The organism is Paenibacillus sp. 1A_MP2 (genome assembly GCF_052244825.1).
In the GTDB taxonomy this organism is placed as follows: domain Bacteria; phylum Bacillota; class Bacilli; order Paenibacillales; family Paenibacillaceae; genus Paenibacillus; species Paenibacillus vandeheii.
The window spans coordinates 1,368,785-1,381,056 of sequence record NZ_JBQQCS010000001.1; the positions used below are offsets into that span (position 1 = coordinate 1,368,785).

Sequence of the window (12,272 nt, forward strand, 5' to 3'; positions counted from 1 at the left end):
ATGCTGCCACCCCAAGATTACGCCTGTGGACCTGCTGCATATGCAGCCATTGCTGCTGCCCTGCAATCTGGAGTATATGAAACCGATCAAGCCGCCAAGGTCCTGCGCTATTATGCTAATTCAAGACAGGATATGGCCGCCTATGTTGTAGAGCTTGGGCATTTGTCCAATCAGATGAATCATGTGGTGCGGGAGTATGCGTTACTCGCAGACTTATATGCACAGATGATGGAGAAGGTTGAGGATTCACCAGCATGGGATGCGAAGGAGCCGGGGCTTGTACTGAGGGTAATCAACCTGATCAAGCAGGTGGGGAAACGGAACAGCGTGCCATCGATGCCATTAAACAGGCCTTCCCTGAGACAATTGGTAACCGTTTTGAGGATATCGGATTAAGATGAATGGAACCGTTTTACCGTAAAATAGAAATACCGGATAAGGCTATAAGCCTATCCGGTATTTTTTCGTGTTTTTGCACCATCGAAGTCCATTGCTCATCTTATTTCAACCTTTACAAGAAAAAATAACCATAAATTCGATTTTGGGGTAATATGCAGCTACCTTCGTTCCGAATATTATAATAGATGGTCTTTTTTGGATGGAGGATATTGAAGGACAACAGGGGGCGGGAGTATGGTGCATAATCCGGAAACCATTCAGGAATGTATCGAAAAGGCAAGACAAAGGCTCCACCAGATTGCAAATTCTCATAAAGAACTGTGGCATCCGGAAGTCATTCGTCAATCGATGGTTCTGGATGAACTCATTAATGAATATAACAACGCTATTCGCGGGAAATCATCCCGAAGTAAATAAATGCGTTATGAACCTCGGGATAAATTATGTGAATTTATGCGAATGCATTCAGTATACGAACCCTATTCTTTTACAGCCCCAAGCACAATACCTTTTACAAAGAATCGCTGCAAGAACGGATACACGAGCAGGATTGGCAGTGCCCCGATAAAGATCTGGGCTGCGTTAACGGTACGCTGCGACATGTTCTGAAGCTGTGTTGCATCGACATTCATGTTGGAGAAATCCTGCTGTACGATAATGGTTTGCATCAACGTAGCGAGCGGGTATTTGGCTGCGTCATTCATGTAGATCAGTCCGTCGAACCAGGAATTCCATTGCCCCACCATCGTGAACAGGGAGATCGTCGCAATGGCCGGCATGGATACGGGCAGATAAATACGGAACAGTGTGGTGATATGGTTGGCACCATCGATGAACGCTGCTTCTTCGAGCTCTTTGGGCACGTTACGGAAGAAGTTCATCATGAGAATCAGGTTCCAGACCGCCACAGCCCCAGGTAAAATCAGAGCCCACAGGGTGTTGATCAGTCCCAGCTTTTGAATCAGGATATAGGACGGGATCAGTCCGCCGCTGAACAGCATCGTGAAGATGAAAAACCACGCGTACAGCGAACGTCCCTTAAAATTCAAACTCTCTTTAGATAGAGGATATGCCGTCAGGGTGACCAGCACCATGCTGAGCAGCGTACCGAACACGGTACGTTGCACCGAGATCCAGAGTGCGCTGAGAAAGTTACTGTTACCGAACGTTTTGGTATAGGCATCGACGGTAAAATCAATCGGCCAGAGCGTTACCAGATTGGCGGAAGCTGCCGCTTTACCGCTGAAGGAAACCGCCAGAATGTGGACAAGCGGCAGCACACACAGCAGCGAGACGGCCGCGATGAAGAACAGGTTGAAGCCGTTAAATATACGGTATCCGGTCGTTTTGTGATACACCTTAATTCCTCCTTAGAAAATGCGGTAATTGGCGATTTTGTAAGCCATCCGGTAGGCAGTAATAACGAGGAACATGGCGACAAAGGATTTGAACAAACCAACCGCAGTCGCAAAGCTCATTTTGCCATTCAAAATACCCATCCGGTAAACAAACGTGTCAATAATATCGCCTTTATCATATACAAGTGGATTGTACAGGTTGAAAATCTGGTCAAATCCGGCATTAAGAATATTCCCCAGTGATAGTGTTCCCACGACAATAATCATCGGCACGAGTGCAGGCAGCGTAATGTGCAGAGTCTGCTTAAGCCGTGTTGCCCCGTCAACTTCGGAAGCTTCATACAGCGCAGGGTTAATGCCTGCGAGGGCTGCAAGAAAGACAATGGTACCAAATCCAAATTCCTTCCATACATCACTGATAACCACGGTTACACGGAACCAGTCGCCATCGCCAAGAAGAAGATCGGTTCAATGCCAACAGCCGCGAGCACCTGGTTAATCAGACCGCCTTCGGGAGAGAGCATGTCTAGCAGGATGCCGCCCAGTACAACCCACGACAGGAAGTGGGGCAGGTATACCAGCGTCTGCGAGAACCTTTTGAACGTGGAGTTCCGTACTTCATTCAGCAAAATGGCAAACACAACCGGGGCCACGAGTCCGGCCACAATTTTTATGGCAGCGATCAGCACCGTGTTCCAGATGACCTGAACACTGTCCGGATATTCGAACATGAATCGGAAGTTATCCCATCCTACCCATTTGGAACCGGTGAATCCCAGCCATGGTTTGAAATCCTGAAAAGCAATAATAATGCCGCCCATAGGCACATAGGCGAACAGCAATGTGAGCAGTACCGAAGGCAGCAGCATCAGATGCAGCGGCCAATTGCGTTTGAAATTCCAGCGGGTACGTTTGCGTGGATTGTGTGTTGCCTGCCGCACCGGCGTATTGGTCGTTAGTGGTTGTTCCATAGCCATCAGGTCCCTCCTTTATATCGTCCAGCCTCTGTCATGAGGCCAGTCAGCCTCTGCAAAAAGTGGAGCAACTGAATTATAGCAATGGAAACGGGTGAGCTATAGAACAACATTTCAAGGCGGATGTTGATTTATTAACTTGTTGATATAACAACACATAAAGGGAGGAAGCAGAGCACTATTCAATAAAAATGAACATCAAATAGAGAAGCTGACCGAGAGGCTGAAAAGGGCTTTATGCGAAATTCAGTATAGATATGTAAGGGGTTTCAATATAAAATAGGACTTCGATATGTATCTTTACTTTAACCGGGACAGGGTGAAGCAATGAAATTTACAGTATTCTCAAAAACAGTTATGTTGCTGGTCTGCTTGCTGGTACCCATCTTGTTGCTCTACACCTACGCCAATCAGGCGAACGTGGACATGATCGTCGAGGAGAAGCAGCAGTCCAGCTTGAACCAGTTCAACTATTTTAGCTCTCAGGTAGATAAAAATATTGAGCAGCTTTCGCTCTACGGGCTGACATTACTGCGCGATCCAAGTATTTTGCATTATCGTTACATGACGGAATCGACCAGCCAATATGAGAAAAATAGCATCTATCTCGATATTCTCGACAAATTGTCGCTGTACCAGTCCACCAGCCGCTGGAAGAACGATATTACCATTGTTCTGCCTCAGGCAGAATTGGTTCTATCCACCAAGACAAGTCGAACCGTATACAATGAGAACATGTTGAAGTTTCCCCAACCTGGACAGTGGCAATTGGATCAGGGGAGCTTCACCTACTTCTTCACGGATAATTATGAGTGGAGTGCAAAACCGGTGACTACGGGTGTTCGAACCGTGATGGAGATTAATTTTGATCCAATGAACATTGTAGCCATGCTGGACGACTTCAAGGAGGCCCAAGGGGGAGATCCCTTTCTATTCGTACCGGGCAATGAGCCGTTATTGAATCGAAGTGCGGACCCTGAGCTGATCCAGGCCATCATGGAGGACATGCCGATAAACGCGCTGGGCAGTGAAGGCAACCATCAGCTGGAGGTGGGGGCAAGCAGTACTTGGTCAGTTATGTGCTCTCCAAACAGCTGAACGGAATCTATGTTAACCCGGTTGTGCTGGATGATTTGCTTACCCCGATGGACAAGAGTCGAAATATGTTTATTACTTCCATTTTGCTGCTGCTCGTGCTCAGTATTGGTGCTGCACTGTTGTTATACCGAAAGGTACAGGTGCCGATCCAACGTCTCATGAGAGGGCTTCAACAGATTCGCAAAGGACAGCTGTCCACACGAATTCCGGTCGATCACTCCCGTGATGAATTCGCGTATCTGACGCAGAGCTTCAATCACATGGCCGAGCAGATTCAGGAGCTGATCGAAAAGGTATACGAGGAACGCATCCGTTCACGGGAAGCAACGTTAAAGCATCTGCAATCACAGATTAATCCTCATTTCCTATACAATTGTCTGTTTTATATTAAAAATATGACGCAGCTCGGCAACCGCGAAGCGGTTATTGCCATGTCGCTCAGTCTGGGAGATTACTATCGCTACATCACACGTGATGAGAACGATATGACGACCGTGGAAGAGGAGATTCGGTTGCTTGACAATTATTTGTCCATCCAACAGATGCGTACCAATCGTTTGTCGTATGAGATCGCTGTACCGCAAGAGCTGATGCAGCAGCACATTCCAAGGCTGCTGATCCAGCCTATCGTGGAGAATGCAGTCATTCACGGCATTGAACCGATGGAGGGTAGCGGTCACATCGTGGTTACAGGCATGGTAGCACAAGAGCAAATGGATGGAAGGCAATACACACGATACAGTCTGTTTGTTGATAACGATGGTGTTACTTTGACGCCGGAAGAGATTGCTGGTCTTGAACGAGAAATCAATGAACCGATGGGTGAAGAGATTGGCACGGGTACCTGGAATGTACACCAGCGGCTCGTTACACGATATGGTCATTCTTCGGGGCTTCACTTTGCATCGATCCCTTATGGGGGGCTCAGTGTAGAAATACGATGGTTTGAGGAGGAATATCCTAATGATGAATCTAATGGTCGTGGATGATGAACATTCAGCGGTGGAATCGATTGCATCCTCCATACCGTGGAGGGAACATGGGATTGGACAGGTGTATAAGGCGTATTCAGTTAAAGAGGCTTTGCAGCAAATGACGGCCCATCAAATTCATATTATCATCACCGATATTCGTATGCCGGGCTTGTCCGGTCTGGATCTGGTGAGTCATATTCGGCAAAAGTGGGAGCGGACCAAATGTATCATTTTATCTGGACACGCATCCTTTGATTATGCAAAGCAGGCACTCCGTCATGGAACAGTGAGTTATCTGCTGAAGCCAGTGCGGGATGAGGAACTAATTGAAGCCGTGCAGCAGGCCTCCGTCCAGATTCGGCTGGAGGGAGAGAAACAATTGATGCATCAGCGCGCTATGTATTCGGTGAGAGAGCATTTACCGGAGAAGCGGGCTGGATTAATGAAGGATGTGCTGCTGGGGCACAAATTTGCAGAGAGTGAACTTGTGGAAAAGCTGGAGCAATTGGAGATTGGTTTCCGCCCTCAGGACAAAATGCAGCTGCTGCTTATTCGTTATGATGATCCGCAGCCAACGCACAAGGCATTCCGATTAATGAAATACGCTATCTCCAATGTGGTGGAGGAGATCTTTGGCAGCAGCTATCATCTCTGTCATACGGACGATGCCTATGATGATCTCGTTTTCATGGCTAGCCCCAAACAGGCACAGTCTGAACCGGAAATCTTAATGGGACGGCTTGGAGAACGATTACTTCACAGTGTGAAGCAGTATTTAAACGCGACGATCTCCCTGTCCGTTAGCCGGATCGGTCGTTTTCCAGAGCAGGTTCCGCAGCTGTACCATCAGGCAGTTAGTGCCTTGCGCAAGCAGGCGGAAGCGGGCAAAGGACTGCATCTCAATGCGGCTGCCGGCTCCCATGGGGCAACATTGAAATCACTTGCCGCACTGTATGAGCCACCTGGACTGACTTCATTGCTGGAAGCAGGACGGATGGAGGATGCAAACCGCAAGATTGATTCGATTTTCGCCGAGTTATCGGATAGTGTGTTCCCGGAGCATGTGTATGTTGCTTTTCACTATCTAGCAGCGGCTTTCTCATACATGGCTCATCGGGAGGGCAGACAGTTGTCCGATGTCCTTGGTGAGCAGTATCAGCAGCTGTTGAAGGATGGTTACGGTGTGTCGCTTCGCAGTCTGGAAGCATGGACCCGGAGTGTGATGGAACAATGGGCTCAAAGTGCAACCGATACGGGCCAGGAAAGTGGATCAAGCATGATTAGACAGGTCCAACAATGGATTGACCATCATCTGGGCGAAGATCTTTCCTTGCAGGTCATTGCAGGGGAGGTACATCTGCACCCGGTATACTTATCTAAAATGTATAAACAATCAACGGGTGAAGGCATCAGTGACTACATTATTCGTTCCCGGATGGAACGTGCTGTCCACTTGCTGAAGCATACGGCAATGAAGATCTATGAAGTCGGCCAGGAAGTGGGATACAACAATACCCCTTATTTTATTCAAGTATTCCGCAAACATTATGGATTGACCCCGCAGGATTTTCGGAACGGTTAACAAATCAATATGAACATTGAAATTGTGATATATGTTTGCATCCCCGGCTGCACTATCCTTTTCATGTAAGGGTATTCAAAGCGATTGAGGAGGGGTTTCATGTATAGAAAAATGATGACTGCATTGCTTGCACTGACGATGGTTGCCGTAACGGCATGCAGTTCGGGGCAAAGGAAGAACCGTCCAAGGAAGCGGCTGCGCCACTTGCGCTGCAAGACGGCAAGTATGAACCTGCGGTTCAAATGAGCTATTTGCGAGCCTGGAATGATGATACAAAGTTCAAGAACGGAGAGACTGCACAGAACAACGTGCACACCAAATGGGCCAAAGAACGTCTGGGCATCGACCTGACTACACCTTGGGCTGTGTCGGTGACCAACGATGCTTTCTACACGAAGCTTCGCCTCTCCCTGTCGGCTAACGAAGAGCTGCCGGATATCGTCTCCATCCGTGGTGACTACAATCTGGTACGTGAGTTGATTGAGTCAGGTAAATTCGCCGATGCAGGTGAATTGTTCGACAAGTATGCATCCGACACATGGAAAGGGGCTGCCGAATCCGCACCGGAAGAATGGTACCCGTACATGTACGAAGGTAAACGGTATGGTATTCCGATCTTCGACTATGCCTACAACGGCGACCCGGTTATGTTTATCCGTGAAGACTGGCTGAAGAAGCTGGGGCTGGAAGAACCAAAAACGATCGATGAGCTCGTTACGGTAATGGATGCATTTACGAATAAAGACCCGGATGGTAACGGGAAGAAGATACGTACGGTCTGACAGTCGGCATGAAGATTGCCCTCAATACGTGGATGAGTGAATCCGGCTGGATCTTCGGAATGTACAATACGATGCCGGGGCAGTGGAATGTGAATTCAGAAGGAACACTGGAATATGGCTCAATTCAACCAGGTGTGAAAGAAGGACTTGCTACGATGAAAGACTGGTTGTCCAAAGGCTATCTGCCGAAGGAAGCCGGCGTATATGACGAGATCAAGGCAGCCGAACTGTTTACAGCAGGCAAAGCCGGAATCATTGTGGGACCACACTGGATGCCGAACTGGCCGATCGATGATGTGAAGAAAAATGTGGACGGCGCTACCTACAAAGCAATCGCTCTGCCAACTGGACCAACTGGCGAGAGCCATCACCACGGTTCAGGTGCGAGCAACGGGGTTGTGTTGATCAATAAAGATATGGCCAACCCGGAAATTTTCTTCACATATCAAAATTATTTGTTCGATAACTTCGCTAATCCAGAAGTGGGTGGGGAGTTTGAGCATGGCTTTGCCCAAGGATATGACTTTGATATTGTAGATGGCAAAGTGCTTGGTGAAGCTGATTTGAAAGACGGCGTATCTCCGCTGAAGTACACACTCACTTATGATGGTGCACGGATTCCCAACCTGATGATGGATACCCTGGCTGAACTTGCTTCGGGTAAGGAGCCTGAAACACCATTTGAGAAAAATACGAAAATTGCCAACAAACCTGAAGTGTTCGCTGCGGCTCAAGTCGTGGTAGCCCATAAGGATGATGCAATCAAGAACAAATTCACGGGTGCACCTACGGATACGATGAAAATGAAGAAAGACGCACTCGACAAGCTGGAGAAAGATACGTTCAGCAAAATCATTTATGGTCAGGTTGGCATCGATGAATTCGACGCGTTTGTGACGAAATGGAAATCCATGGGCGGCGATGAAATCACAACTGAAGTCAATGAATGGTTCAAAACAGTCAATTAATACCGTGAATGGTTTACGAGATGAATCATACTAAAGTTATAAAAAAGAATCGTAATATTTCGTGAATACACCGGATATGGGCGGAAAATCGCCTAATCCGGTGTTTTTGTCTTGGTCTGCGGGATGCACAGACAGGGCAGGAGAGAGGATCATTCTTTTTCTAGCGAACAACCGTGCGTAAGACTTATTGTTCCGGGTGAGCTTGAGAGAGTAAAATAATAGGTGGAACTACGAACGTAGATACGTATTTTATATAGATGGTATGCGAAGTTATCAGAGATTAGTAAGAACTTTTGGGCAGAAGACCTTAGTGGACATCAGCAGACATTAGATCAATGGGAAGGCGGTCGAGAGGATGAGTACACTCTATGATCAGGCAATGGAAGAGATGATTGCGGTAATTCATGAATGGTTTGAGGAACAATTGAAGCGGAATGACCTGGAAAAGGCTGTGAAGCGAACAACGCTGCAAATGGGGATCTTTAATGATATTTTGCTGGATTACAGACCTGGAAGGACCACGATAGACAGTGTGGATCTTGGATTGGATGAAGGATTCAAATCGAAGAATCCAGGTCCTTTTACCGAGGAACAGGTGCGAAATGAAATCCAGCCCAAGCTTGTAGAAGTCGTTCAAGAGAAATTGGATAAGTTGGCGGATACAGCGTTGATCGACTATCGGTTTACCTTTCGCGGGAAATTCCCCACGACAGAAGGAAAGCTTCAAGTGACCATGCTCGAATATATCAAAGAAGGGAAAAGGCAGCAGCTGCTTGAGCGCATTCATACATACGTAGACCAAAAGCTGCTGAAAGGTTCATATCCAACAAAGCCGTTGGAATCCTTTTTCTGACACGTCATCTGCTTGATCCAAAATTGTTTCCTGAACTCAACGTAGCGTGGACTATAGCGCAATATGATCGAATACAGGAGTTAAACAAAGGGCGTCAGGAAGCTCTGGCGGAGCATCGTGGTGATATTATCCGTGCGATAACGTCATGGGCGGAGAATTATTTTTTGCCACAATACTTTGATGTACAGCCTTCAGCGTACAGCGCCAATGTATATACACTCAAGCCAGGTGCTTCTTTGGAGGAAGACGAGGCTCATAGTGAGCATGAGAAGCAGGCGGCACAGCCTATTGATCTGCTGCTATATGCAGCCGTAATGATTCTTCGTTATGAGCCTAGTTACAGTAAACCGAAAGGCCTTACTTTCTTGGAGCTGGCCAAACAATTGGGCAGCGGCCGTGCGGTTCGCATGATGACGGAAGGTAGCGGAACCTATGCCAAGGAAGATATTTATGTGAAAAATGAGCTGGTGGAGTTCACCGCGAACGATGTGTTCTCTATTATTACCATCCACATTCGCAAGGAAGAAGCAGCTGCCTACGAACAGGCCATTGCTTTTATCATCCGTCTGTTGAAGCAGGGCTTCCCAAAAAGCTACAAGATCAAGCTCAAATCCAGCGTGAAGCAATACCTGCCGATTAAAGGAATCGCGAAGTCGGATACGCATCGCTTTTTTGCTAACGCATTGGCATATCCAGAGCTGTTACCGCTTCTTGAAGAATATGCACGTGAAGCCATTGAGGAATTCGAATTTTACGAGGATACCGAAGGTGAGAAGAGCTGTATGCCAGGCAGCTATGCAACATTCGGACTTGGGCTGACAGATGAGCGGTATTTCCCTTTGGTTGAATATTACATGGGCAAAGTAGATGATGAGCATCAGCTGGTACAGGATAAGTTTACCGCTGCCTTTACTGAGACACATGGTGTTACGGTTAATTCTATACCTGCGTTAGTTGCTTGCTTGCGCCGTTCTACGGATTATCTGAAGCTGAAGATCCAGCCGGAACTGGAAAATGAAGAGAAGCTTGAGCCTTTGGTGAAACAGTTGCAAAAGCTGGAGTATTATGAAGTGGAGCGAGCGCTATATCCGATCTGGGGCAAGGTGGAGAAGCTTGCAACGCTGGCCCGCAAGGCCGATGGAAGACGGAAAGAATTGCTGTTAGAACTGTTAAAGGCGGCTGGGAAATAAGGGTATGCCCGTGAGGGCTTTAAGGTAGTTGAGGGCAAAAATGAAAGGTGGGAGAGTGCGTGGAAGCATTAAATCGGGAGGCATGGAAAGGATTATCTGCTCAGGAAAAAGAGGAACTATTGCGTGGTTTGGTTAGTCATTTTCCCGTAGGTATGCAGTATAAAGGATTAGAGACATTTGAACGATACGGTCAGGGAATCGAGACAGGTGTATTTTCATATGATGAGCAGAAATTTGTGTTTGTGCCTGGTGATCGGGTAATACTCGGGTGGAATCGCTGGCAGGATGGGATGAACGACGAGACTTCCGCGGATTTGCTGGAGACGGTCAGTGAGTATGGTGTGGAGGATGTGGATTCTTTTTTATGTAGCCAGATGTCTCCTGTGAGAGAAGTCCATATTGCGCCCATGTTAGTGGAGTGCAGCAACCATTCCCTTGGCTGGATTGAAGTGACGGAAGCTGAAGCGGTAGCGCAGGAGAATGCCTGTTTTACAGAAGAATTGGAGAAATTTAAGCTGTCCGATCTGAACCAATATGAACTGCATCAAGAATTCCGTCTGGTTCGTCAAGGTGAGGCAGTGCAGATTTTTTGGTTCAATGAAGATTTGACGCTGGAGTACCTCATTGAGGAAGAAGAAAAATCGGGTTTTGGTTTATTAACTGAAGATGAGTGGGAGTATCTGTATGGCGGTGGCTGCCGCACATTATTTCCATGGGGAGACAGCTTTGACTACACGATGAAATTAAAGCATTTTGGGAGCCTCGAGGGATTGGAGGGAATCATGGATGAATCGGCAGAGCCGGGCCCTTCCCTATTAGGAGAGGATGATCGACCATATGATCTGGAGCTGCCTAACTTTTTTGGTATCCAGTTTGCAGGAGATCCCTATACGTATGAACTTACGCTTGATGCATCTGGAACCATGATGCCCAAAGGTGGCGACGGTGGCGCAATGATCTGTGGTGGCATGGGACCGTTGGTCGGTTTTCTGCCCGCTGCAGCCGTATACTATCGTGATGGTAATGCTGGTGAGTTGGACTGGGAGGAAATGATTGATTATATGAACTATCGGAGAGTGATCCGTTTAGGCGATTTGGCAAGGTGAATTTTATAGTGGACAAATTAGTAGGGGGACGGTGTCATTTGTTGTGCCTCTATGCATTTTTTGGGTAAATATAATCATGTTAATCACCCCAATATCAGGAGCGAGGGCGCATTGAGTGCAGTTGTATAACCTTTTACAATAAAATGATAGACCTTTTCCATAACATGTTTAACCTATACTAAGGAAAAGAGGGAATATCTTGCCTTCATATACATCGTTTGAATGTTCCGGCCGAGAGGCCTTGTTTCTGTTTCAACTGATGAATATTCCCGAAGCGGACCAGCTTATCAGAGATCTGAATGATCCCCATTGGAGGGTAAGCAGGCGGAGTGCATATATAAACAAGTTGTTAACCGTCTGGTTAAAGATAGTGTCATTGAAGTAGAAGGTGGACAAGTCACTATAGATCCGCAAGTACATAACCTGCTGATGGGGTGTAAGCTCAGTAGTGCAGTTACCCGACTTGATCTGCATATTGCGGATGGTGAATCGTCCGTGATTTATGGTTTTTTGTCAGGCATGCAAATTGTTGAATGGGTATGGACACCCACACGGGATCAGGCGTTACTGTCTACTTTCGAAGAATTGCAGGATCTGTTCCAACTCATGGGAAACCGGATCGAGTTGCCCGATACGGCAGAGGAAATGATGCGCACACCCATTCAGGCAGAAACGTTGCAGCAACTATCCGCGTTACCGATTGGATCGGACTTCGAGACCATGCAATCGATTCTACAGCAGGACCATCATCTCAATGAATCGTTGATCAACGAGCTATCCCATGCTTTTTCGACGATCCGGAGAAGGGGGCAATTTGACGTGTACACTCGTGGCACGGAGGGTAAGTCGCAAACCATTTATTTTCTGGGCAGTACCGATGGCAATTGGTTATTCCTGGAAGGTAACGATACAGATCTGACCGCATTCAAGGTGACCGAAGAAGAGTTGGTGCAGAGTCTGTTTTGCTAACGACACGTTCATTATCTAT

10 protein-coding genes and 2 pseudogenes are annotated in these 12,272 nt (G+C 47.2%); 10 read left to right on the forward strand and 2 right to left on the reverse strand.

The window, feature by feature from the left end:
• Positions 1 to 396: a hypothetical protein gene (locus ACTWJ7_RS06840; protein WP_443145233.1), complete on the forward strand. Its 396-nt coding sequence runs from the start codon at positions 1 to 3 to the stop codon at positions 394 to 396.
• Between the two features lie 237 nt (positions 397 to 633).
• The gene (locus ACTWJ7_RS06845) at positions 634 to 816 is read left to right on the forward strand and encodes an aspartyl-phosphate phosphatase Spo0E family protein (protein ID WP_301879886.1); all 183 of its coding nucleotides are present in this window, start codon (positions 634 to 636) and stop codon (positions 814 to 816) included.
• Between the two features lie 62 nt (positions 817 to 878).
• Here the strand turns inward: ACTWJ7_RS06845 and ACTWJ7_RS06850 are convergent, their stop codons facing one another.
• Together ACTWJ7_RS06850 and ACTWJ7_RS06855 are read right to left on the reverse strand one after the other, a co-directional pair.
• Positions 879 to 1,757, reverse strand: a complete 879-nt coding sequence (locus ACTWJ7_RS06850; protein ID WP_024631475.1) for a carbohydrate ABC transporter permease — start codon at positions 1,755 to 1,757, stop codon at positions 879 to 881.
• Between the two features lie 12 nt (positions 1,758 to 1,769).
• Positions 1,770 to 2,626, reverse strand: a pseudogene (locus tag ACTWJ7_RS06855) (ABC transporter permease).
• A gap of 432 nt (positions 2,627 to 3,058) precedes the next feature.
• Here ACTWJ7_RS06855 and ACTWJ7_RS06860 point away from each other — a divergent pair.
• From ACTWJ7_RS06860 to ACTWJ7_RS06895, 8 genes and pseudogenes are all read left to right on the forward strand, one after another.
• Positions 3,059 to 3,829, forward strand: coding sequence for a hypothetical protein (locus tag ACTWJ7_RS06860; RefSeq protein WP_443145234.1), 771 nt, complete (start codon positions 3,059 to 3,061; stop codon positions 3,827 to 3,829).
• A complete protein-coding gene (locus ACTWJ7_RS06865; protein ID WP_443145235.1) occupies positions 3,799 to 4,818 on the forward strand; it encodes a sensor histidine kinase in 1,020 nt (339 codons plus the stop codon). Before ACTWJ7_RS06860 ends, ACTWJ7_RS06865 begins: the two co-directional genes overlap by 31 nt.
• A complete protein-coding gene (locus ACTWJ7_RS06870) occupies positions 4,793 to 6,385 on the forward strand; it encodes a response regulator transcription factor (protein ID WP_301879885.1) in 1,593 nt (530 codons plus the stop codon). Before ACTWJ7_RS06865 ends, ACTWJ7_RS06870 begins: the two co-directional genes overlap by 26 nt.
• Before the next feature lie 155 nt (positions 6,386 to 6,540).
• Entirely contained in the window at positions 6,541 to 7,167 is a 627-nt protein-coding gene (locus ACTWJ7_RS06875) for an extracellular solute-binding protein (RefSeq protein ID WP_443145236.1), read from the forward strand.
• 8 nt (positions 7,168 to 7,175) lie between these two features.
• Complete coding sequence (locus tag ACTWJ7_RS06880; protein WP_443145237.1) at positions 7,176 to 8,135, forward strand: hypothetical protein; 960 nt, start codon at positions 7,176 to 7,178, stop codon at positions 8,133 to 8,135.
• 388 nt (positions 8,136 to 8,523) lie between these two features.
• Positions 8,524 to 10,178 (forward strand): annotated as a pseudogene (locus ACTWJ7_RS06885) (DUF6138 family protein).
• A gap of 59 nt (positions 10,179 to 10,237) precedes the next feature.
• Entirely contained in the window at positions 10,238 to 11,284 is a 1,047-nt protein-coding gene (locus tag ACTWJ7_RS06890; RefSeq protein WP_301879882.1) for a hypothetical protein, read from the forward strand.
• A 309-nt stretch (positions 11,285 to 11,593) separates the two neighbouring features.
• Positions 11,594 to 12,253 carry a hypothetical protein gene (locus tag ACTWJ7_RS06895; protein WP_443145238.1) on the forward strand — a complete coding sequence of 220 codons (660 nt, stop codon included), beginning with the start codon at positions 11,594 to 11,596 and terminating at the stop codon, positions 12,251 to 12,253.
• Positions 12,254 to 12,272: the final 19 nt, after the last annotated feature.